This window comes from Streptomyces sp. NPDC041129 (genome assembly GCF_055592265.1).
Window position 1 is genome coordinate 223945 of the sequence record NZ_JBVIYV010000002.1, and the last position, 19574, is coordinate 243518.

General features: G+C 67.0%; 31 protein-coding genes and 1 pseudogene. All 32 read left to right on the plus strand.

What is annotated here, in order from left to right:
- Positions 1–4: 4 nt before the first annotated feature.
- Positions 5–941 (plus strand): annotated as a pseudogene (locus tag ACZ6B1_RS09210) (glycosyl hydrolase 115 family protein); the annotation flags it as partial.
- A gap of 75 nt (positions 942–1016) precedes the next feature.
- A complete protein-coding gene (locus ACZ6B1_RS09215; RefSeq protein WP_468776407.1) occupies positions 1017–1397 on the plus strand; it encodes a hypothetical protein in 381 nt (126 codons plus the stop codon).
- 17 nt (positions 1398–1414) lie between these two features.
- A complete protein-coding gene (locus ACZ6B1_RS09220; RefSeq protein ID WP_468776408.1) occupies positions 1415–3448 on the plus strand; it encodes a hypothetical protein in 2034 nt (677 codons plus the stop codon).
- Positions 3449–3480: 32 nt separating this feature from the next.
- Positions 3481–3978 (plus strand): hypothetical protein, encoded by a 498-nt coding sequence (locus ACZ6B1_RS09225; RefSeq protein ID WP_468776409.1) that lies wholly within the window; start codon positions 3481–3483, stop codon positions 3976–3978.
- A gap of 140 nt (positions 3979–4118) precedes the next feature.
- Positions 4119–5003 (plus strand): hypothetical protein, encoded by an 885-nt coding sequence (locus tag ACZ6B1_RS09230; RefSeq protein ID WP_468776410.1) that lies wholly within the window; start codon positions 4119–4121, stop codon positions 5001–5003.
- A gap of 438 nt (positions 5004–5441) precedes the next feature.
- Complete coding sequence (gene rpsJ, locus ACZ6B1_RS09235) at positions 5442–5750, plus strand: 30S ribosomal protein S10 (RefSeq protein ID WP_003948644.1); 309 nt, start codon at positions 5442–5444, stop codon at positions 5748–5750.
- Between the two features lie 17 nt (positions 5751–5767).
- Positions 5768–6412 (plus strand): 50S ribosomal protein L3, encoded by a 645-nt coding sequence (gene rplC, locus ACZ6B1_RS09240; RefSeq protein WP_005481233.1) that lies wholly within the window; start codon positions 5768–5770, stop codon positions 6410–6412.
- Between the two features lie 8 nt (positions 6413–6420).
- Positions 6421–7077 carry a 50S ribosomal protein L4 gene (gene rplD / locus ACZ6B1_RS09245; protein WP_468776412.1) on the plus strand — a complete coding sequence of 219 codons (657 nt, stop codon included), beginning with the start codon at positions 6421–6423 and terminating at the stop codon, positions 7075–7077.
- Positions 7077–7496, plus strand: a complete 420-nt coding sequence (rplW, locus tag ACZ6B1_RS09250) for a 50S ribosomal protein L23 (protein ID WP_199211605.1) — start codon at positions 7077–7079, stop codon at positions 7494–7496. The genes rplD and rplW overlap by 1 nt, the downstream gene beginning before the upstream one ends.
- 38 nt (positions 7497–7534) lie before the next feature.
- Entirely contained in the window at positions 7535–8371 is an 837-nt protein-coding gene (gene rplB / locus ACZ6B1_RS09255; protein WP_031167077.1) for a 50S ribosomal protein L2, read from the plus strand.
- Between the two features lie 12 nt (positions 8372–8383).
- Positions 8384–8665 (plus strand): 30S ribosomal protein S19, encoded by a 282-nt coding sequence (gene rpsS, locus ACZ6B1_RS09260; protein ID WP_003992359.1) that lies wholly within the window; start codon positions 8384–8386, stop codon positions 8663–8665.
- A 44-nt stretch (positions 8666–8709) separates the two neighbouring features.
- Positions 8710–9057 carry a 50S ribosomal protein L22 gene (gene rplV, locus ACZ6B1_RS09265; RefSeq protein ID WP_003974262.1) on the plus strand — a complete coding sequence of 116 codons (348 nt, stop codon included), beginning with the start codon at positions 8710–8712 and terminating at the stop codon, positions 9055–9057.
- Complete coding sequence (gene rpsC / locus ACZ6B1_RS09270) at positions 9057–9878, plus strand: 30S ribosomal protein S3 (protein ID WP_014674374.1); 822 nt, start codon at positions 9057–9059, stop codon at positions 9876–9878. The genes rplV and rpsC overlap by 1 nt, the downstream gene beginning before the upstream one ends.
- A gap of 5 nt (positions 9879–9883) precedes the next feature.
- The gene (rplP, locus tag ACZ6B1_RS09275; RefSeq protein WP_143627890.1) at positions 9884–10303 is read left to right on the plus strand and encodes a 50S ribosomal protein L16; all 420 of its coding nucleotides are present in this window, start codon (positions 9884–9886) and stop codon (positions 10301–10303) included.
- Positions 10303–10527, plus strand: a complete 225-nt coding sequence (gene rpmC, locus ACZ6B1_RS09280; RefSeq protein ID WP_030174543.1) for a 50S ribosomal protein L29 — start codon at positions 10303–10305, stop codon at positions 10525–10527. The genes rplP and rpmC overlap by 1 nt, the downstream gene beginning before the upstream one ends.
- Positions 10527–10814 (plus strand): 30S ribosomal protein S17, encoded by a 288-nt coding sequence (rpsQ, locus tag ACZ6B1_RS09285; protein ID WP_003992363.1) that lies wholly within the window; start codon positions 10527–10529, stop codon positions 10812–10814. The genes rpmC and rpsQ overlap by 1 nt, the downstream gene beginning before the upstream one ends.
- A 131-nt stretch (positions 10815–10945) precedes the next feature.
- Complete coding sequence (gene rplN / locus ACZ6B1_RS09290) at positions 10946–11314, plus strand: 50S ribosomal protein L14 (protein ID WP_003998823.1); 369 nt, start codon at positions 10946–10948, stop codon at positions 11312–11314.
- A 2-nt stretch (positions 11315–11316) separates the two neighbouring features.
- Complete coding sequence (rplX, locus tag ACZ6B1_RS09295; protein WP_468776415.1) at positions 11317–11640, plus strand: 50S ribosomal protein L24; 324 nt, start codon at positions 11317–11319, stop codon at positions 11638–11640.
- On the plus strand, positions 11640–12197 hold the full coding sequence (rplE, locus tag ACZ6B1_RS09300) for a 50S ribosomal protein L5 (RefSeq protein ID WP_061920719.1): 558 nt from the start codon (positions 11640–11642) through the stop codon (positions 12195–12197). The genes rplX and rplE overlap by 1 nt, the downstream gene beginning before the upstream one ends.
- A gap of 5 nt (positions 12198–12202) precedes the next feature.
- Positions 12203–12388 (plus strand): type Z 30S ribosomal protein S14, encoded by a 186-nt coding sequence (locus ACZ6B1_RS09305; protein ID WP_003948630.1) that lies wholly within the window; start codon positions 12203–12205, stop codon positions 12386–12388.
- Positions 12389–12600: 212 nt separating this feature from the next.
- A complete protein-coding gene (gene rpsH / locus ACZ6B1_RS09310) occupies positions 12601–12999 on the plus strand; it encodes a 30S ribosomal protein S8 (protein ID WP_007384075.1) in 399 nt (132 codons plus the stop codon).
- A 24-nt stretch (positions 13000–13023) separates the two neighbouring features.
- Positions 13024–13563 (plus strand): 50S ribosomal protein L6, encoded by a 540-nt coding sequence (gene rplF / locus ACZ6B1_RS09315; protein ID WP_468776417.1) that lies wholly within the window; start codon positions 13024–13026, stop codon positions 13561–13563.
- Between the two features lie 3 nt (positions 13564–13566).
- A complete protein-coding gene (gene rplR / locus ACZ6B1_RS09320) occupies positions 13567–13950 on the plus strand; it encodes a 50S ribosomal protein L18 (protein WP_073901437.1) in 384 nt (127 codons plus the stop codon).
- Positions 13951–13989: 39 nt separating this feature from the next.
- Entirely contained in the window at positions 13990–14595 is a 606-nt protein-coding gene (rpsE, locus tag ACZ6B1_RS09325) for a 30S ribosomal protein S5 (protein ID WP_007494753.1), read from the plus strand.
- Positions 14595–14777, plus strand: coding sequence for a 50S ribosomal protein L30 (gene rpmD / locus ACZ6B1_RS09330; RefSeq protein WP_003974250.1), 183 nt, complete (start codon positions 14595–14597; stop codon positions 14775–14777). Before rpsE ends, rpmD begins: the two co-directional genes overlap by 1 nt.
- 2 nt (positions 14778–14779) lie before the next feature.
- Positions 14780–15235 carry a 50S ribosomal protein L15 gene (rplO, locus tag ACZ6B1_RS09335; RefSeq protein WP_023547373.1) on the plus strand — a complete coding sequence of 152 codons (456 nt, stop codon included), beginning with the start codon at positions 14780–14782 and terminating at the stop codon, positions 15233–15235.
- 233 nt (positions 15236–15468) lie between these two features.
- Positions 15469–16782: a preprotein translocase subunit SecY gene (secY, locus tag ACZ6B1_RS09340; protein WP_468776419.1), complete on the plus strand. Its 1314-nt coding sequence runs from the start codon at positions 15469–15471 to the stop codon at positions 16780–16782.
- Positions 16782–17447: an adenylate kinase gene (locus tag ACZ6B1_RS09345; protein WP_468776420.1), complete on the plus strand. Its 666-nt coding sequence runs from the start codon at positions 16782–16784 to the stop codon at positions 17445–17447. The genes secY and ACZ6B1_RS09345 overlap by 1 nt, the downstream gene beginning before the upstream one ends.
- A gap of 99 nt (positions 17448–17546) precedes the next feature.
- Entirely contained in the window at positions 17547–18383 is an 837-nt protein-coding gene (gene map / locus ACZ6B1_RS09350; RefSeq protein ID WP_468776422.1) for a type I methionyl aminopeptidase, read from the plus strand.
- Between the two features lie 213 nt (positions 18384–18596).
- Positions 18597–18818, plus strand: coding sequence for a translation initiation factor IF-1 (gene infA, locus ACZ6B1_RS09355; protein WP_003948620.1), 222 nt, complete (start codon positions 18597–18599; stop codon positions 18816–18818).
- Positions 18819–18876: 58 nt separating this feature from the next.
- Positions 18877–18990: a 50S ribosomal protein L36 gene (gene rpmJ, locus ACZ6B1_RS09360; RefSeq protein WP_003998809.1), complete on the plus strand. Its 114-nt coding sequence runs from the start codon at positions 18877–18879 to the stop codon at positions 18988–18990.
- Positions 18991–19181: 191 nt separating this feature from the next.
- Complete coding sequence (rpsM, locus tag ACZ6B1_RS09365; RefSeq protein WP_031167100.1) at positions 19182–19562, plus strand: 30S ribosomal protein S13; 381 nt, start codon at positions 19182–19184, stop codon at positions 19560–19562.
- Positions 19563–19574: the final 12 nt, after the last annotated feature.

Sequence of the window (19574 nt, forward strand, 5' to 3'; positions counted from 1 at the left end):
GTACCGGATCGAGGTGCCCGAGGCCGGCGCGCTGGGCGTGTCGGTGGACGGCGCCGAGGACGCGGGGGAGTGGTGGCCGGGCGGCTCCCCGCGCCAGGCGGCGCTCCCCGAGTTCAGCCCGTACCAGACGTGCCCCCAGCAGTACCTGGAGCTCTTCAACCGGGGCCGCACGCCCTTCGACTACCACGTGCGGACCTCCGCGCCCTGGCTGGTGGTCGAACGCCCGCGGCCGGGTGGAGCGGCAGGTCCGGCTGGAGGTGCGGGTCGACTGGTCCCGGGCACCGCACGGACGCGCCGAGGCGTCGCTGGATGTGAGCGGGGCGGGGGTGACGGTCACGGTGGGGTGCGTGGCGTTCCAGCCGCCGCGGCGCGGCCTGCGGGGCTTCGTCGAGGCGGGCGGATACGTGGCGATCGACGCCGAGCACCACGACCGGGAGGTCGGGCAGTGGCGGCGCCCGGAGGACATCGGCCGCACCGGCGCCGGAATGACCCCGTGGCCGGTCACCGCACCGCGCCGCACGCCCGGCTCCCCCTCGTCCCCGCGCCTGGAGTACGAGGTGACCGTGCTGTCACCGGCCGACGAGGTGACGGTCTGGGCCTGGCTCTCGCCCAGCAACCCGGCCCTGCCGACCGGTGGCCTGCGCTACGCGGTCTCCTTCGACGACGCCGAGCCGCAGTCCGTGGACATCAACGAGGGCGCCGACGACGGTCTCCTCAACACGGTCTGGGCCCGCAACACGTCGGACAACGTCAACCGCACGGCGACCAGGCACCGCATCGGCGGGCCCGGTGCGCACCGCCTGAAGTTCTGGATGGTCGACCCGACGGTGGTCCTGCAGAGGCTGCTGATCGACACGGGCGGTCTGACACCCACGTATCTGGGACCGCTGGAGAGCCGGCGGATCCGAGGGCGGGGGACGACGTCAACGCGACGCGCGTGAAACCCCCCGTGACGAAGATCGACGTCCAGCGGTTGAAGGAGCGGTGGTGGACGTCGATACGGCGAGGGGCGAGCGGTGGACGGTCCGGCAGGAGGCTACGGCGGTCACGGCCACGGCGCCGGCGCGGGGAGACTGGCGTCCACCCCCGCCGAGAAGCGGGCGGCGGCCAAGGCGCTGAACGACCACATCGAGCCGGACATCCGCAGGGCCGGCGAGTGGGCGGACGACGAGACCGGGGCGGCTGTGAAGGCCTTCGGCGCCCGCGACGGACACGGCTGGCTCACCTCGGCGGCGCTGCGCAGGGCCCACGCGACCTGGGGTGACCAGGTGAGGAACCTGATGGACCGGCTGGGTGCCGAGAAGGACGCGCTGCGCAGCACGAACGTGGTCCTGACCGGCTCGGATCTGGCAGCCGGTTCGGCACTGCGGCGTACGTCCGCGCTCGACCTGTACTGACGGGGGAACGGCCGGGCATGCCGACGTACCACGAGATCATGAGCACCGACCTCGCCGCACTCACCGGCGCCGCGGAGCGCTGGGAGGGCATGGCGGCCGAGTTCGCGAAGCAGGAGCGGGCGTACCGCCGGGACGTCCACCGCATCACCACCGCCCCCGCCTGGAGCGGAATGAGCGCGGAGGCGGCCCACGGCCGCTTCGGCGTCACGCTCAAGGAGTTGCAGTACGCCCAGACGGAGGCGAAGGCGATCGCCTCTCTGCTGCGGGACGCCCACGCCCAGTTCACGGAGCTGAAGGGCAGGCTCACGGCGGCGCGCGAGGAGGCCAGGGCGGCCGGGATGCGGGTCTCGGACCGGGGCCGCGTCAGCGCCGACCCCGCCCACGCGAAGGAGCCGGACGAGTCGTCCGTACGGTCCTGGCAGGACCGTGTCGACGCGGCGGTGCGGGCCGTGACGGACGCGGACACGGGTGTCGAGACCGCCCTGGCGGGCGTGGTCGTCGACTCGGACCCGTTGGTCGGCGGCCGCGGCTTCAACGGCCGGGCACTGGGGGACGTCGAGAAGTACGAGGCGCTCGCCGCGGAGGAGACGCTCAGCAGACTCAGCCGGGGCGAGCACCTGTCACCACGCCAACTGAGCGAACTGCAACGGACGTTCCGCGACAACTCCGACGACGAGGCGTTCTCCCGAACGCTCCTGGACGACCTGGGCGCGGCGGGCACGATCACCCTGACGAACGAGCTCAACGACCTGATCCATGTGCGCGGCGGCCCGGGGGCGGGCACGTACTCGACGATCGAGTCCGGCCTCGCGGACACACTGGCGACGGCGACGAGGGACACGGACTCGCCCTGGTACAAGGACTGGCGGGCCTCCATGCGGCACGCCGGCATCGAGCACTACGCCACGGACGCGCAGGGCGAACGCACCGACAAGGCGGTGGGCTACCAGTCCCTCGTCACCCTGATGAACCAGGGGCACGGCTACGCGCCGAAGATGCTCGAGAACCTGACCGACGACATGGTCGCGGCGGAGCGCCGGGACCCGGGCATCTGGCAGTTGAAGCACGAGTACAGCGGCAAGCACGGCGGCTGGTTCGCGAACGACCCGGTCGACGGCGCGCTGGACATCATGAGCCGCGACCCCCGCGCGGCCGCGGACTACCTCGGCTCGGACGCCCGCATGAAGTACCTGGTCAAGGACCGGGACTGGAACGTGGTCCTGCACGAGCACGGGGGAGACAAGACCGGCACCTACGCGGCCGGCCTCGACGCGGACGACCGCGCGGGCTTCGGCAGGGCCCTCCAGGCGGCGACCACGGGGATCGACCCGTCCGACAGGCACGCCCACTACGTGCCCCACACCAAGCAGAACGAGGCGATCCTACGGTCGGCTGTCGGCCACCTGTCCGACAGCGGCGACGCATTCCCACCGTCCCTGCGGCAGCCGATGGCATCGATCCTGGTCAACCACGGCGACACCGTGCACGCGTCGATGAGCGAGATCGACATCTCCAGGTCCCCCTTGCCCCAGGACCAGCTCTTCGAGGTCACCAAACAGGTGTCAAAGGACAAGGACGCCTACGGCACGCTCAACGGGGGCTTGAACCAGGCGATGGTCTCCGGCATCCACGACGACCACTCCAAGTCCACGGAACCCCTGCTCCGCGCAGGCCGCACCGTCGGCTTCCTCGAAGAGGCCCGAATCCAGGCCCAGGGCGACCCCAAAACAGCCTCCTTCGAAGCGAAGCCGGTGTTCGACAAGGCGATCAGCTACATCCCGGTCGTCAGTAATGACGTGCAGCAGGGGTTTGATTACGTCACGGGGAAGTGGATGGCGGACGAGCAGAGGCGGTTGGATGAGCAGCAGACCGAGCGCAATTCCGAGGCATATGAGGCAAGGAACGGGCAACTGATGGCTCTTTCGGACGAATGGCAAAGGTCCAAGTCGGAGAGCGGACACGCCAGCTTCGCTACCCAGGCGATGGTCACCGAGGCATCCGAGAGTGGTGCAGCCCACGCAGTCGGGGTTTCAGGGAGGCAGGCCAAGTGATCAGGGGCCTACGAGCCGCCCTTCTTGTCCCCGTGGCCTTTGCGGTGACGACCCTCGCCACATCCTGCACTGATTCCGCCGAGGCAGCGCCTCCGGTGATTTGCGGAACACATGTCGACCCGAATATTACGAATCGACTCATTGAGTCGGGAAGCTTTCACGAGCAGAACAGAGTGAACCGCTCGGAGGCCACTTCGGCGCCATGCACGCTTCTGTCCGGGAAAGACCCAGTCATTAGGTTTCACTTCTGGTGGGCGGACGGTCAGGTCGACTTGAAATATATGGCGGAGCGGACCGGGGGCGTATCACGTGTCGCGAATGCCCGAAAGATTGACTTCCCATACGACACGCTCATCGGAAATGATGGCGCGCTAGCTGCGACTCGGTGCAGCAGCAAGGCCGGTGATCATTTCGCGCTCACCGTCCAGTTCCCCGAAATCAACTTGACCGACCACTCCCACCGCAACGACATCGAAAAGTTCATGCGGGCCTACTTCCCGGCCACGGTCAAAACGCTCGGCTGCGCATGACACCGGGGCCGTTGCCGTTCCGTCTCGCCGGGCGTGCCCGGTCCTCCCTGCCAGAGGTGTCGCCATCTGTTCCTGGGGCGTCTGAGCCGCCTACGATTCCGGGGGAGCGGGTAACTGCTCGACTGCGCGAAGGGGGCACCGTGCAGAGCGAGGTCGTGGTGACGCTGATCAGCACCCTGGGGACCGTCTGGGTGGCCTTTCTGACGGTTCGCGGCAGTGCGAGGAGGGACCACCGCCCCTACATCGGACCGCTCATGGGGCTGAGTGAGTTCTGCGGTTACGCGACAGGTGTGGCCCGAGCGGCGATGGCGGAGTGCGAAAAGGCGTTCCAGGAGCTGTCGGAGGGCGACCATCACGCACCCGCTGCGGGCGGGGACCGAGTCTCCGCCTTTCGCGTGGAGGCCGGACTCGACGATCCGGCGCCCGTGGGAGCGGAGGCGCACGACCTCGTGCGCAGCGAACTGGACACTTACGCGAAGGCAACCCGCGCGTTCCAGCAGAAGCTCCGCGTCACGGGCCGGATCATCGACGACCTAACCGGCGCCGTCCCCCTCGCGCCCGTGCGGGTCGAACGGGAACTCGGCCGGCATCTTCCCGGGCTGCGGGTGTCGCTGCAGGCACTGGACGCGGCGTTCGAGAACAGCGTCGACGGCTACTTCCAGCGGCACGACTCGTTCATGTCCATCCGGGCGCGGCGCTCGCTGCGGAAGAAGGCGGAGAACCGGTACGCCCGGTCCGTCATCGCCGGACAGAACGCCGTGTTCGAGGAGGCGCAGCGCTCGGCCGCCGACGGTTCCCGGGAGGACCGCGTGGATCGGACGGGGGCGGACGGTGGCCGGCCCGTCTGCGGATACTGCATCTGGCGCTGTCCGCATGCACCGGACCTGTCGTCCCTTCCCGCGCCGGCGCGGGAAGCCGGTGACTCCGCCCCTTCCGCGGGGACTCCCGTGTCCGTCGGCCCGCGTGCGGTCGGCGGTGGCAGTCGGGGGGTGGCGCTGCCCGCGGCGAGAGGGGTGAGCCGGTGAACGGCCGCAGGGCTTCGGTTTGACCTGCGTCACCCCCCGGGTAATCTCTTCGGCCCGATTGGCCAGGCCCCCGCCCCATATGGCAGACTGTCCGAGTTGCTCGGTCGAGTGTTGATGCTGCGCGCCTCCCGCCGGGAGGACCGGAAGCGAGTCCCACAGTACTCGTCGCCCTAACTGCCTACGGGCAGCACTGGGGCGGACGTACGGGAATCTTCCGGGAAGTGTGGGCGCGGCACCGGCCAGGCGCCCGGTGGGCCCGAGGTCCCCGGTCCGCGGTTCCGGAAGGGCCGTCGCATTCCCCCGCAGGGATGTTCGAACAAGGGGCATCTGTGTCAGCGGGAGCGCGACACGCCCGACCGCGTGGGTCGGAGGAACGAAGGCAGCAGAAGGAATCCACCGGGTTCCAGAGCGTTGAAGAGACAGGACTACTGAGTAGCCATGGCGGGACAGAAGATCCGCATCCGGCTCAAGGCCTACGACCACGAGGTCATCGACTCCTCGGCGAAGAAGATCGTCGAGACGGTGACCCGCACTGGTGCGTCGGTCGCGGGCCCGGTGCCGCTGCCCACTGAGAAGAACGTGTACTGCGTCATCAAGTCGCCGCACAAGTACAAGGACTCGCGCGAGCACTTCGAGATGCGCACGCACAAGCGCCTGATCGACATTCTCGACCCCACCCCCAAGACCGTTGACTCTCTGATGCGACTCGACCTCCCGGCCGGTGTCGACATCGAGATCAAGCTCTGAGGGTCGGTGAGCTGAGAATGGCTAAGCAGATCAAGGGCATCCTGGGCGAGAAGCTCGGCATGACGCAGGTGTGGGACGAGAACAACCGTGTTGTTCCGGTCACCGTCGTCAAGGCCGGCCCCAACGTCGTCACCCAGGTCCGTACGAACGATGTCGACGGCTACGAGTCCGTCCAGATCGCTTTCGGCGAGATCGACCCGCGCAAGGTGAACAAGCCCCTCAAGGGTCACTTCGCCAAGGCCGACGTCACCCCCCGCCGCCACCTCGTCGAGATCCGCACCGCGGACGCCTCCGAGTACACGCTGGGCCAGGAGATCTCCGCGGAGGTCTTCGAGGCCGGCGTCAAGGTGGACGTGACCGGCAAGAGCAAGGGCAAGGGCTTCGCCGGTGTCATGAAGCGTCACAACTTCAAGGGCCTCGGCGCCGGACACGGCACCCAGCGCAAGCACCGCTCGCCCGGTTCCATCGGTGGCTGCGCCACCCCGGGCCGCGTGTTCAAGGGCCTCCGCATGGCGGGTCGCATGGGCAACGAGCGGGTCACCACCCAGAACCTGACCGTCCACGCCGTTGACGCGGAGAAGGGTCTGCTGCTCATCAAGGGCGCGGTTCCCGGTCCGAACGGCGGCCTCGTCCTGGTCCGCACCGCGGCCAAGGGGGCCTGAGGTAACCGATGAGCACTGTTGACATCCTTTCGCCGGCGGGCGACAAGGCCGGTTCCGTCGAGCTCCCCGCGGAGATCTTCGACGTGGAAAAGATCAGCATCCCGCTGATCCACCAGGTCGTCGTCGCGCAGCTGGCCGCTGCCCGCCAGGGTACCCACAAGACCAAGACGCGTGGCGAGGTCCGCGGCGGTGGCAAGAAGCCGTACCGCCAGAAGGGCACCGGTCGCGCCCGTCAGGGTTCGACCCGCGCCCCGCAGTTCGCCGGTGGTGGCGTCGTCCACGGCCCGCAGCCGCGTGACTACTCGCAGCGCACCCCGAAGAAGATGAAGGCCGCGGCCCTGCGCCACGCCCTCACCGACCGGGCGCGTCACAACCGCATCCACGTCGTCTCCGGCGTGGTCGAGGGCGCGAACCCCAGCACCAAGGCCGCCAAGAGCCTGTTCGGCAAGATCTCGGAGCGCAAGAACCTGCTCCTGGTCGTCGACCGCTCCGACGAGGCCGCGTGGCTGTCCGCCCGCAACCTGCCCCAGGTCCACATCCTGGAGCCGGGCCAGCTGAACACGTACGACGTTCTCGTCTCGGACGACGTGGTCTTCACCCAGGCCGCGTTCGAGTCCTTCGTGTCTGGCCCCAAGGCCGCTGACACCGAAGGGAGCGAGGCCTGATGGCTACGCGTCACCCGAGCATCGCCTCGAAGGCCGCCAAGGCCGCCAAGGCCGCGCGCGTCGCCAAGGCGAAGCGCCACGCCACCGAGGGCAAGAACACCGTCGAGACCCCGCTGAGCAAGTCGTACACGGACCCCCGTGACGTCCTGCTGAAGCCGGTCGTCTCGGAGAAGAGCTACGCGCTCATCGACGAGAACAAGTACACGTTCATCGTCGACCCGAACGCCAACAAGACCCAGATCAAGCAGGCCGTCCAGGCGGTCTTCGACGTCAAGGTCACCGGGGTCAACACGATCAACCGCGCCGGCAAGCGCAAGCGGACCCGCACGGGCTTCGGCCAGCGTGCCGCCACCAAGCGCGCGATCGTGACCCTCGCCGAGGGCGACCGTATCGACATCTTCGGCGGTCCGACCGCGTAAGCGGGTCGGATCGTCCGATATCGGACGAGGACTGAGAAATGGGAATCCGCAAGTACAAGCCGACTACGCCGGGCCGTCGTGGCGCCAGCGTCGCCGACTTCGTCGAGGTCACGCGGTCCACGCCGGAGAAGTCGCTGGTCCGCCCCCTGCACAGCAAGGGCGGCCGTAACAACGCCGGTCGTGTGACCGTTCGCCACCAGGGTGGCGGACACAAGCGCGCCTACCGTGTGATCGACTTCCGTCGTCACGACAAGGACGGCGTGCCGGCGAAGGTCGCGCACATCGAGTACGACCCCAACCGCACCGCGCGCATCGCGCTGCTGCACTACGCCGACGGCGAGAAGCGCTACATCCTCGCCCCGCGCAACCTGCAGCAGGGTGACCGCGTCGAGAACGGTCCCGGGGCCGACATCAAGCCGGGCAACAACCTGGCCCTCCGCAACATCCCGGTCGGTACCACGATCCACGCGATCGAGCTCCGTCCCGGTGGCGGTGCCAAGTTCGCCCGCTCCGCCGGTGCCTCCGTGCAGCTGCTCGCGAAGGAGGGCTCGATGGCCCACCTCCGCATGCCGTCCGGTGAGATCCGCCTGGTCGACGTCCGCTGCCGCGCCACCATCGGTGAGGTCGGCAACGCCGAGCAGAGCAACATCAACTGGGGTAAGGCCGGCCGTAAGCGGTGGCTGGGCGTTCGCCCGACCGTCCGTGGTGTCGTCATGAACCCGGTCGACCACCCGCACGGTGGTGGTGAGGGCCGGACCTCCGGTGGTCGCCACCCTGTGTCCCCGTGGGGCAAGAAGGAAGGCCGTACTCGTTCGCCCAAGAAGGCGTCGAACAAGTACATCGTCCGCCGCCGCAAGACGAACAAGAAGCGCTAAGGACGGGTTGAGATGCCTCGTAGCCTGAAGAAGGGGCCCTTCGTCGACGACCACCTGATCAAGAAGGTGGACGCCCAGAACGAAGCCGGCACCAAGAACGTCATCAAGACCTGGTCCCGTCGCTCCATGATCGTCCCGGCCATGCTCGGCCACACGCTCGCGGTGCACAACGGCAAGACCCACATCCCGGTGTTCGTCACCGAGTCGATGGTCGGCCACAAGCTCGGCGAGTTCTCGCCGACGCGCACCTTCCGGGGTCACGTCAAGGACGACCGGAAGTCGAAGCGCCGCTAAAAGCGGATCGCATTCAGACACGTAAGTAACTGAGAGGGACAACCATGGAAGCCAGGGCCCAGGCGCGGTACATCCGCGTTACGCCCATGAAGGCCCGCCGCGTGGTGGACCTTATCCGTGGCATGGACGCCACGGAGGCTCAGGCGGTCCTGCGATTCGCTCCGCAGGCCGCCTCAGTGCCCGTCGGCAAGGTGCTCGACAGCGCCATCGCCAACGCCGCGCACAACTACGACCACACCGACGCCGACAGCCTCTTCATCTCTGAGGCGTACGTCGACGAAGGCCCGACCCTGAAGCGGTTCCGCCCGCGTGCCCAGGGCCGTGCCTACCGGATCCGCAAGCGGACCAGCCACATCACCGTGGTCGTCAGCAGCAAGGAAGGAACCCGGTAATGGGCCAGAAGGTTAACCCGCATGGGTTCCGGCTCGGTGTCACGACCGACTTCAAGTCGCGTTGGTACGCCGACAAGCTGTACAAGGACTACGTCAAGGAAGACGTCGCCATCCGTCGGATGATGACGTCCGGCATGGAGCGCGCCGGCATCTCGAAGGTTGAGATCGAGCGCACCCGTGACCGCGTGCGTGTGGACATCCACACCGCTCGTCCGGGCATCGTCATCGGCCGCCGTGGCGCCGAGGCCGACCGCATTCGCGGTGACCTCGAGAAGCTCACCGGCAAGCAGGTCCAGCTGAACATCCTCGAGGTCAAGAACCCCGAGACCGACGCTCAGCTGGTTGCCCAGGCCGTCGCCGAGCAGCTCTCCTCCCGCGTCTCCTTCCGCCGCGCCATGCGTAAGAGCATGCAGTCGGCGATGAAGGCCGGCGCCAAGGGCATCAAGATCCAGTGCGGCGGCCGCCTCGGCGGCGCCGAGATGTCCCGCTCGGAGTTCTACCGCGAGGGCCGCGTGCCCCTGCACACGCTCCGTGCGAACGTGGACTACGGCTTCTTCGAGGCCAAGACGACCTTCGGCCGCATCGGTGTGAAGGTCTGGATCTACAAGGGCGACGTCAAGAACATCGCCGAGGTCCGCGCCGAGAACGCTGCGGCCCGTGCGGGTAACCGCCCGGCCCGTGGCGGTGCCGACCGCCCGGCCCGTGGTGGCCGTGGTGGCGAGCGGCGCGGTCGCAAGCCGCAGCAGGCTGCCGGTGCCGAGGCCCCCAAGGCCGAGGCCCCCGCCGCCGCTCCGGCTGAGAGCACCGGAACGGAGGCCTGACCGAAATGCTGATCCCCCGTAGGGTCAAGCACCGCAAGCAGCACCACCCGAAGCGCAGCGGCGCTGCCAAGGGCGGCACGCAGGTTGCGTTCGGCGAGTACGGCATCCAGGCGCTCACCCCGGCGTATGTGACGAACCGCCAGATCGAGGCCGCTCGTATCGCCATGACGCGTCACATCAAGCGTGGTGGCAAGGTCTGGATCAACATCTACCCGGACCGTCCCCTCACCAAGAAGCCTGCCGAGACCCGCATGGGTTCCGGTAAGGGTTCTCCGGAGTGGTGGATCGCCAACGTCAAGCCCGGACGCGTGATGTTCGAGCTGTCGTACCCCAACGAGAAGATCGCCCGTGAGGCGCTGCTTCGTGCGGCCCACAAGCTGCCGATGAAGTGCCGGATCGTCAAGCGCGAGGCAGGTGAAGCGTGATGTCGGCCGGTACCAAGGCGTCCGAGCTGCGCGAGCTGGGCAACGAGGAGCTTCTGGGCAAGCTCCGCGAGGCCAAGGAAGAGCTGTTCAATCTCCGCTTCCAGGCGGCGACCGGTCAGCTCGAGAACCACGGTCGGCTCAAGGCCGTCCGTAAGGACATCGCGCGGATCTACACCCTGATGCGTGAGCGCGAGCTGGGCATCGAGACGGTGGAGAGCGCCTGATGAGTGAGAGCAACGTGACTGAGCAGACTGCAGAGGCCCGCGGCTTCCGCAAGACCCGTGAGGGTCTCGTCGTCAGCGACAAGATGGACAAGACCGTCGTCGTCGCTGTCGAGGACCGCGTCAAGCACGCGCTGTACGGCAAGGTCATCCGCCGTACCAACAAGCTCAAGGCGCACGACGAGCAGAACGCCGCGGGTGTCGGCGACCGCGTCCTCCTCATGGAGACCCGGCCGCTGTCCGCGACGAAGCGCTGGCGCGTCGTCGAGATCCTCGAGAAGGCCAAGTAGGTAGTTCCCGCAAGGGAATTTCCAAAGAGTACGTTCCTGCGGGGCATCCCTCGCAGGACAGTTCCGCCAGGCTCCGGGAGCCGCTCCGCTGAGCGGCTCCCGGGGAACCGGCAGACACACAGGAGATAGACGTGATCCAGCAGGAGTCGCGACTGCGCGTCGCCGACAACACTGGTGCGAAGGAAATCCTTTGCATCCGTGTGCTCGGTGGCTCCGGTCGCCGCTACGCGGGCATCGGTGACGTCATCGTCGCCACCGTCAAGGACGCGATCCCCGGCGGCAACGTGAAGAAGGGTGACGTCGTCAAGGCGGTCATCGTTCGCACCGTCAAGGAGCGCCGCCGTCCGGACGGCTCGTACATCCGCTTCGACGAGAACGCCGCCGTCATTCTGAAGAACGACGGCGACCCTCGCGGCACCCGTATCTTCGGCCCGGTCGGCCGTGAGCTGCGCGAGAAGAAGTTCATGAAGATCATCTCGCTCGCGCCGGAGGTGCTGTAAGCATGAAGATCAAGAAGGGCGACCTGGTCCAGGTCATCACCGGTAAGGACAAGGGCAAGCAGGGCAAGGTCATTGCCGCTTACCCGCGCGACGAGCGCGTCCTGGTCGAGGGTGTCAACCGGGTCAAGAAGCACACCAAGGCCGGTCCGACCGCTGGCGGTTCGCAGGCCGGCGGCATCGTCACCACCGAGGCGCCGATCCACGTCTCCAACGTCCAGCTGGTCGTTGAGAAGGACGGCAACAAGGTCGTCACGCGTGTCGGTTACCGCTTCGACGACGAGGGCAACAAGATCCGCGTTGCCAAGCGGACGGGTGAGGACATCTGATGGCTACCACCACCACTCCGCGTCTGAAGCAGAAGTACCGCGAGGAGATCGCGGGCAAGCTGCGTGACGAGTTCAAGTACGAGAACGTCATGCAGGTTCCCGGCCTCGTCAAGATCGTGGTCAACATGGGTGTCGGCGACGCCGCCCGTGACTCGAAGCTGATCGAGGGCGCGATCCGCGACCTGACCACCATCACCGGTCAGAAGCCGGCCGTCACCAAGGCCCGCAAGTCCATCGCGCAGTTCAAGCTGCGTGAGGGCCAGCCGATCGGTGCCCACGTCACGCTCCGTGGCGACCGCATGTGGGAGTTCCTGGACCGCACCCTGTCGCTCGCGCTGCCGCGCATCCGCGACTTCCGCGGCCTGTCCCCCAAGCAGTTCGACGGCCGTGGCAACTACACCTTCGGTCTCACGGAGCAGGTCATGTTCCACGAGATCGACCAGGACAAGATCGACCGCACCCGGGGTATGGACATCACCGTGGTGACCACGGCGACCAACGACGCTGAGGGCCGTGCGCTCCTTCGTCACCTCGGCTTCCCGTTCAAGGAGGCGTGAGCGAGATGGCGAAGAAGGCTCTGATCGCTAAGGCTGCTCGCAAGCCCAAGTTCGGTGTGCGTGGCTACACCCGCTGCCAGCGCTGCGGCCGCCCGCACTCCGTGTACCGCAAGTTCGGCCTCTGCCGCGTGTGCCTTCGTGAGATGGCTCACCGTGGCGAGCTGCCGGGCGTGACCAAGAGCTCCTGGTAATCCCTGTAAATAGGGATTCCTGAAGCTCTCGGTAAGCATCTGGGTCGGCAGGGGCCCTTCTCCGCATGCCTTAGGCTTGTGGGGTTGGGCGTCTGCCGCGCCCGTACGACTTACTACGCCGTAGGTCCACCGCGCCGCACCCGTCCCGTCTCGGATCGGGGAGAGGGATGGCGCACCAGGAAACCCCGGCGAGAGAGGCCGAAGGCCAATTCATGACCATGACTGATCCGATCGCAGACATGCTTACGCGTCTGCGGAACGCGAACTCGGCATACCACGACTCCGTGACGATGCCGGCATCGAAGATCAAGTCTCACATCGCGGAGATCCTCCAGCAGGAGGGCTTCATCACGGGCTGGAAGGTCGAGGACGCCGAGGTCGGCAAGAACCTCGTTCTCGAGCTGAAGTTCGGCCCGAACCGTGAGCGCTCCATCGCGGGCATCAAGCGGATCTCCAAGCCCGGTCTCCGGGTTTACGCGAAGTCCACCAACCTGCCGAAGGTGCTCGGCGGCCTGGGCGTGGCGATCATCTCCACGTCGCACGGTCTCCTCACCGACAAGCAGGCCGGCAAGAAGGGCGTGGGTGGGGAAGTCCTCGCCTACGTCTGGTAGCGGAAGGGAACGGAGGAAACAGCTATGTCGCGTATTGGCAAGCTCCCCATCACGGTTCCCGCCGGCGTGGACGTCACCATCGACGGCCGTACGGTCTCGGTCAAGGGCCCCAAGGGCACGCTGACCCACACCGTCGTCGCGCCGATCGACATCGTCAAGGGTGAGGACGGCGTGCTCAACGTCACCCGTCCGAACGACGAGCGTCAGAACAAGGCCCTGCACGGCCTGTCCCGCACGCTGGTGGCGAACATGATCACCGGCGTGACCCAGGGTTACGTGAAGAAGCTCGAGATCAGCGGTGTCGGTTACCGCGTCGCGGCCAAGGGTTCGAACCTCGAGTTCGCGCTCGGCTACAGCCACCCGATCGTCGTCGAGGCGCCCGAGGGAATCACCTTCAAGGTGGACTCCCCGACCCGCTTCCAGGTCGAGGGCATCGACAAGCAGAAGGTCGGCGAGGTTGCGGCCAACATCCGCAAGCTGCGCAAGCCTGACCCGTACAAGGCCAAGGGCGTCAAGTACGAGGGCGAAGTCATCCGCCGCAAGGTCGGAAAGGCGGGTAAGTAAGCCATGGCATACGGACAGAAGATCCTCAAGGGCGACGCCTACAAGCGCGCCGCGATCAAGCGCCGCCACATCCGGATTCGCAAGAACCTCTCCGGTACGGCGGAGCGTCCGCGTCTGGTCGTGACCCGCTCCAACCGCCACATCGTGGCGCAGGTGATCGACGACCTCAAGGGCCACACCCTGGCGTCCGCGTCCACCCTGGACGCGTCCGTCCGTGGCGGCGAGGGCGACAAGTCCTCGCAGGCCAAGCAGGTCGGCGCCCTGGTCGCCGAGCGTGCCAAGGCCGCCGGTGTCGAGGCTGTCGTGTTCGACCGTGGTGGCAACCAGTACGCCGGGCGCATCGCCGCCCTGGCGGACGCCGCCCGCGAAGCCGGGCTCAAGTTCTGAGCCTGCCGTAGCTAGCGGAAACGAAGAGAGGTAATTCCAATGGCTGGACCCCAGCGCCGCGGTGGCGGTGCCGGTGGCGGCGAGCGGCGGGACCGGAAGGGCCGTGACGGCGGCGCTGCTGCCGCCGAGAAGACCGCGTACGTTGAGCGCGTCGTCGCGATCAACCGCGTCGCCAAGGTTGTGAAGGGTGGTCGTCGCTTCAGCTTCACCGCGCTGGTCGTGGTGGGCGACGGTGACGGCACCGTGGGTGTCGGATACGGCAAGGCCAAGGAGGTGCCGGCCGCCATCGCCAAGGGTGTTGAGGAGGCCAAGAAGCACTTCTTCAAGGTCCCCCGCATCCAGGGCACCATCCCCCACCCGATCCAGGGTGAGAAGGCTGCCGGCGTCGTGCTGCTCAAGCCCGCGTCCCCCGGTACCGGTGTTATCGCCGGTGGTCCGGTGCGCGCCGTGCTCGAGTGCGCCGGTATCCACGACATCCTGTCGAAGTCGCTCGGCTCCGACAACGCGATCAACATCGTGCACGCCACCGTGGCGGCCCTCAAGGGCCTGCAGCGTCCCGAGGAGGTCGCGGCCCGCCGTGGCCTGCCGCTCGAGGACGTCGCTCCCGCGGCCCTGCTGCGTGCGCGTGCCGGGGCGGGTGCGTGATGGCTCAGCTCAAGATCACGCAGGTCAAGTCCTACATCGGCAGCAAGCAGAACCACCGTGACACCCTGCGCTCCCTTGGTCTCAAGGGCATCAACACGCAGGTCGTCAAGGAGGACCGCCCCGAGTTCCGCGGCATGGTGCACACCGTCCGCCACCTCGTGACGGTCGAGGAGGTCGACTGATCATGGCGGAGCAGAACCCGCTCAAGATCCACAACCTCCGTCCCGCCCCGGGCGCCAAGACCGCCAAGACCCGTGTGGGTCGTGGTGAGGCGTCGAAGGGTAAGACGGCCGGTCGTGGTACCAAGGGCACCAAGGCCCGTTACCAGGTTCCGGAGCGCTTCGAGGGTGGCCAGATGCCGCTCCACATGCGCCTCCCGAAGCTGAAGGGCTTCAAGAACCCGTTCAAGACCGAGTTCCAGGTCGTGAACCTCGACAAGCTGGCCGCGCTCTACCCCGAGGGTGGCGAGGTCACCGTCGAGGGTCTGGTGGCCAAGGGTGCCGTTCGCAAGAACAGCCTCGTCAAGGTCCTCGGCCAGGGCGAGATCTCGGTGGCGCTGCAGGTGACGGTCGACGCCGTCTCCGGTTCCGCCAAGGAGAAGATCACCGCCGCCGGCGGTACGGTCACCGAGCTGGTCTGAGTCCCTCAGGCTCCTCGATGACGTGAACGACCCGACCGGGGATACTCCACAAAAGGGGTATCCCCGGTTGGTCGTTCCAAGGGCAGTGGTCTCGCCGGTAAGGTGGCCTGCACTGTCCACTTTCACTGGGTGCCTCCCATGGGGCACCCTGAGCGGCAGTTGACCGTTATTCATTCGTCGAACCTCAAGACCGTCACCCTTGACGCAGTTGCGCGGGGGTCGCAGGAGGCACCGTGCTCACCGCGTTCGCCCGGGCGTTCAGGACGCCCGACCTGCGCAAGAAGCTGCTCTTCACGCTGGCAATCATCGTGGTCTACCGGGTCGGTACCCACATCCCGATCCCCGGCGTCAACTACAAGGCCGTCCAGACGTGTGTGAAAGAGGCGTCCGGCAACCAGGGCCTCTTCGGTCTCGTCAACATGTTCAGTGGTGGCGCGCTGCTCCAGATCACGATCTTCGCGCTCGGCATCATGCCGTACATCACGGCGAGCATCATTCTGCAGCTGCTGACCGTGGTCATCCCGCGTCTGGAGGCCCTGAAGAAGGAGGGTCAGGCGGGTACCGCGAAGATCACGCAGTACACCCGCTACCTGACCGTGGCGCTCGCCATCCTGCAGGGCACCGGTCTCGTGGCCACCGCGCGCAGCGGCGCTCTGTTCGGCAGCTGCTCCGTGTCCAGCCAGATCGTTCCCGACCAGGCCATCTTCACCACCATCACGATGGTCATCTGCATGACCGCCGGCACGGCCGTCGTCATGTGGCTCGGTGAGCTGATCACCGACCGCGGCATCGGCAACGGCATGTCGATCCTGATGTTCATCTCGATCGCCGCGACCTTCCCGTCCGCGCTGTGGGCCATCAAGAAGCAGGGCACCCTGGCGGGCGGCTGGATCGAGTTCAGCACCGTCATCCTGGTCGGCCTGGTGATGGTCGCGCTGGTGGTCTTCGTCGAGCAGGCCCAGCGCCGTATCCCGGTGCAGTACGCGAAGCGCATGATCGGGCGCCGTTCCTACGGCGGTACGTCCACGTACATCCCGCTCAAGGTGAACCAGGCGGGTGTGATTCCCGTCATCTTCGCCTCGTCGCTGCTCTACATTCCGGCGCTGATCGCTCAGTTCGCGGGGGGCAAGTCGGGCTGGAAGACCTGGGTCGAGCAGAACCTGACCAAGGGCGACCACCCGATTTACATCGCTTCGTACTTCTTGCTCATCGTATTCTTCGCGTTCTTCTACGTGGCGATCTCCTTCAACCCCGAGGAAGTCGCCGACAACATGAAGAAGTATGGTGGCTTCATCCCGGGCATCCGGGCTGGCCGACCGACCGCTGAGTACCTCAGCTACGTGCTCAACCGGATCACCTGGCCGGGTTCGCTGTATCTGGGTCTGATCGCTCTCGTACCGACAATGGCGTTGGTGGGCTTCGGGGCAAGCCAGAACTTCCCGTTCGGCGGGACCAGCATCCTCATCATCGTGGGTGTCGGCCTCGAGACGGTGAAGCAGATCGAGAGCCAGCTTCAGCAGCGCAATTACGAAGGGTTCCTCCGCTGATGCGTATCGTCCTCGTCGGGCCGCCGGGTGCCGGTAAGGGAACGCAAGCCGTCCGACTCGCCGAGAAGCTGGGTATCCCGCACATCTCGACGGGCGACCTGTTCCGCGCCAACATCAGCCAGCAGACCGAGCTGGGCAAGCTCGCGAAGTCCTACATGGACGCGGGGAACCTCGTACCCGACGAGGTCACCATCGCGATGGCCAAGGACCGCATGGAGCAGCCCGACGCGGAGAACGGCTTCCTGCTGGACGGCTTCCCGCGGAACGTCTCGCAGGCCGAGGCGCTGGACACGCTGCTGGAGTCCGAGGGCATCAAGCTGGACGCCGTCCTGGACCTCGAGGTCCCGGAGGAGGAGGTCGTGAAGCGGATCGCCGGCCGGCGCATCTGCCGCAACGACTCGTCCCACGTCTTCCACGTGACGTACAGCCCGGCCAAGCAGGAGGGCGTCTGCGACGTCTGCGGCGGTGAGCTGTACCAGCGCGACGACGACTCCGAGGAGACCGTCCGCACGCGGCTGGAGGTCTACCACACGCAGACCGAGCCGATCATCGACTACTACAAGTCGCAGGGCCTGGTCCGCACGATCTCCTCGCTGGGTCCGGTGGACGAGATCACCGAGCGGGCGCTGGAGGCGCTGAAGCGCGAGAAGGCCGAGAACAAGTAGATCGCGGTCCTTTCCGGCCGCGGCGCCCTCACGGGCGTCGCGGCCGTAGTGTTGTGTTCGTAACCAAGCCGACGTGAGTGACGGAGAGCGCAGGCCCCCATGGTGCAGATCAAGAGCCCCGAGCAGATCGCCAAGATGCGTGCGGCGGGGTTGGTCGTCGCCGCCATCCACGCGGCCACCCGCGAGGCCGCGGTGCCCGGTGCCAGCACCAGGGATCTGGACGAGGTCGCCCGCAAGGTGCTCGCCGAACACGGCGCGAAGTCGAACTTCCTCGGCTACGGCGGTTTCCCCGCGACCATCTGCACCTCGGTGAACGACGTGGTCGTCCACGGCATCCCGTCCGACGACGTCGTCCTCAAGGACGGCGACATCATCTCCATCGACTGCGGCGCGATCGTCGACGGCTGGCACGGTGACGCCGCCTACACGGCCTTCGTGGGTTCCGGTCACGCCCCGGAGCTGATCGAGCTCTCCCGGGTGACCGAGGAGTCGATGTGGGCCGGCATCGCGGCCATGAAGCAGGGCAACCGGCTCGTCGACGTCTCCCGTGCCATCGAGACGTACATCCGCCGCCAGCCGAAGCCCGGCGGCGGCAAGTACGGGATCATCGAGGACTACGGCGGCCACGGCATCGGCACCGAGATGCACATGGACCCGCACCTGCTGAACTACGTCGACCGCCGTCGCGGCAAGGGCCCCAAGCTGGTCCCCGGCTTCTGCCTCGCGATCGAGCCCATGGTCTCCCTCGGCACCCCGCGCACGGAGGTCCTGTCGGACGACTGGACCGTCATCACCACGGACGGCACCTGGTCCTCCCACTGGGAGCACTCGGTCGCCCTGACCGAGCAGGGCCCGCTGGTCCTGACGGCCCCCGACGGCGGCAAGGCCAAGCTCGCCGAGTACGGCATCACGGCCGCGCCCGACCCGCTGGCCTGACCGGTGCCCGGGGCACGCGGCCGCCGGTTCCTCCGATCCACCGGCGTAGCGATCACCGGCACGGGGCAGAACTTCCTCGATTCGTGTTTCCGGGTGCGCTGACGTAGACTGACTCGTCGGCTCTCGTGCACCCGCATGTCCGCATGCGCTCGCCACTCGCCCCTCGGGGTGAAGGAGAGAGTCGATCAAGGTAGTCGATTCGAAGGGCGAAGCGTGGCCAAGAAGCAAGGTGCCATCGAGATCGAGGGCACTGTCGTCGAGTCTCTGCCGAACGCCATGTTCAAGGTCGAGCTCCAGAACGGCCACCAGGTTCTGGCACACATCAGCGGCAAGATGCGTATGCACTACATCCGCATCCTCCCTGACGACCGGGTCGTGGTGGAGCTGTCTCCGTACGACCTGACGCGTGGCCGGATCGTCTACCGGTACAAGTAGATCTTGCCCGCGCTTCGGGCCTCCCGGAGCGATGGCACTGACCCGGAGAACCTCACCAATGAAGGTCAAGCCGAGCGTCAAGAAGATCTGCGACAAGTGCAGGGTGATCCGCCGTCACGGTCGGGTCATGGTCATCTGCGAGAACCCGCGCCACAAGCAGCGCCAGGGCTGACGCACGACCGATCCCTCTGCATCCATCGCAGAGATTCGCGCGACGCAAGCTGAATTGTTCATACGCAGAACCCGAGTCCCCTGGGGCTCGACACCCCCGGTTCGGAGGCCGGGGACCCGGTCCGTACCTGGTACGGCGGGCGGGGAGCCGGTTCTGTGGAAGACCTCCGAAGATTCACCAGGAGCCATTGAATGGCACGCGTTTCCGGTGTTGACATCCCGCGCGAAAAGCGCGTGGAGGTCGCCCTCACCTACGTGTTCGGCATCGGCCGGACCCTCTCCCAGCAGACGCTGGCCGAGACCGGTATCGACCCGAACACTCGCGTCCGTGACCTGACCGAAGAGCAGCTGGTCGCGATCCGCGAGTACGTCGACAACAACATCAAGACCGAGGGTGACCTCCGTCGCGAGATCCAGGCCGACATCCGCCGCAAGGTCGAGATCGGTTGCTACCAGGGTCTCCGTCACCGTCGCGGTCTGCCCGTCCGCGGTCAGCGCACCAGCACGAACGCTCGTACCCGCAAGGGCCCGCGTCGCGCCATCGCCGGCAAGAAGAAGCCGGGCAAGAAGTAGTCCTCAGCGGAC

What these genes read in the sequence shown, in the direction of transcription:
- rpsJ (WP_003948644.1), top strand. Translation starts at nt 5,442, where the DNA reads ATGGCGGGACAGAAGATCCGCATCCGGCTCAAGGCCTACGACCACGAG.
- rplO (WP_023547373.1), top strand. Translation starts at nt 14,780, where the DNA reads ATGGCGGAGCAGAACCCGCTCAAGATCCACAACCTCCGTCCCGCCCCG.
- ACZ6B1_RS09220 (WP_468776408.1), top strand. Translation starts at nt 1,415, where the DNA reads ATGCCGACGTACCACGAGATCATGAGCACCGACCTCGCCGCACTCACC.
- rpsS (WP_003992359.1), top strand. Translation starts at nt 8,384, where the DNA reads ATGCCTCGTAGCCTGAAGAAGGGGCCCTTCGTCGACGACCACCTGATC.
- rplP (WP_143627890.1), top strand. Translation starts at nt 9,884, where the DNA reads ATGCTGATCCCCCGTAGGGTCAAGCACCGCAAGCAGCACCACCCGAAG.
- rplR (WP_073901437.1), top strand. Translation starts at nt 13,567, where the DNA reads ATGGCATACGGACAGAAGATCCTCAAGGGCGACGCCTACAAGCGCGCC.
- rpmD (WP_003974250.1), top strand. Translation starts at nt 14,595, where the DNA reads ATGGCTCAGCTCAAGATCACGCAGGTCAAGTCCTACATCGGCAGCAAG.
- rpsC (WP_014674374.1), top strand. Translation starts at nt 9,057, where the DNA reads ATGGGCCAGAAGGTTAACCCGCATGGGTTCCGGCTCGGTGTCACGACC.
- rpsE (WP_007494753.1), top strand. Translation starts at nt 13,990, where the DNA reads ATGGCTGGACCCCAGCGCCGCGGTGGCGGTGCCGGTGGCGGCGAGCGG.
- rpmJ (WP_003998809.1), top strand. Translation starts at nt 18,877, where the DNA reads ATGAAGGTCAAGCCGAGCGTCAAGAAGATCTGCGACAAGTGCAGGGTG.
- rplD (WP_468776412.1), top strand. Translation starts at nt 6,421, where the DNA reads ATGAGCACTGTTGACATCCTTTCGCCGGCGGGCGACAAGGCCGGTTCC.
- rplX (WP_468776415.1), top strand. Translation starts at nt 11,317, where the DNA reads ATGAAGATCAAGAAGGGCGACCTGGTCCAGGTCATCACCGGTAAGGAC.
- rpsQ (WP_003992363.1), top strand. Translation starts at nt 10,527, where the DNA reads ATGAGTGAGAGCAACGTGACTGAGCAGACTGCAGAGGCCCGCGGCTTC.
- rplB (WP_031167077.1), top strand. Translation starts at nt 7,535, where the DNA reads ATGGGAATCCGCAAGTACAAGCCGACTACGCCGGGCCGTCGTGGCGCC.
- rplW (WP_199211605.1), top strand. Translation starts at nt 7,077, where the DNA reads ATGGCTACGCGTCACCCGAGCATCGCCTCGAAGGCCGCCAAGGCCGCC.
- rpmC (WP_030174543.1), top strand. Translation starts at nt 10,303, where the DNA reads ATGTCGGCCGGTACCAAGGCGTCCGAGCTGCGCGAGCTGGGCAACGAG.
- rplF (WP_468776417.1), top strand. Translation starts at nt 13,024, where the DNA reads ATGTCGCGTATTGGCAAGCTCCCCATCACGGTTCCCGCCGGCGTGGAC.
- ACZ6B1_RS09305 (WP_003948630.1), top strand. Translation starts at nt 12,203, where the DNA reads ATGGCGAAGAAGGCTCTGATCGCTAAGGCTGCTCGCAAGCCCAAGTTC.
- rpsH (WP_007384075.1), top strand. Translation starts at nt 12,601, where the DNA reads ATGACCATGACTGATCCGATCGCAGACATGCTTACGCGTCTGCGGAAC.
- rplC (WP_005481233.1), top strand. Translation starts at nt 5,768, where the DNA reads ATGGCTAAGCAGATCAAGGGCATCCTGGGCGAGAAGCTCGGCATGACG.
- ACZ6B1_RS09345 (WP_468776420.1), top strand. Translation starts at nt 16,782, where the DNA reads ATGCGTATCGTCCTCGTCGGGCCGCCGGGTGCCGGTAAGGGAACGCAA.
- rplV (WP_003974262.1), top strand. Translation starts at nt 8,710, where the DNA reads ATGGAAGCCAGGGCCCAGGCGCGGTACATCCGCGTTACGCCCATGAAG.
- rpsM (WP_031167100.1), top strand. Translation starts at nt 19,182, where the DNA reads ATGGCACGCGTTTCCGGTGTTGACATCCCGCGCGAAAAGCGCGTGGAG.
- map (WP_468776422.1), top strand. Translation starts at nt 17,547, where the DNA reads ATGGTGCAGATCAAGAGCCCCGAGCAGATCGCCAAGATGCGTGCGGCG.
- rplE (WP_061920719.1), top strand. Translation starts at nt 11,640, where the DNA reads ATGGCTACCACCACCACTCCGCGTCTGAAGCAGAAGTACCGCGAGGAG.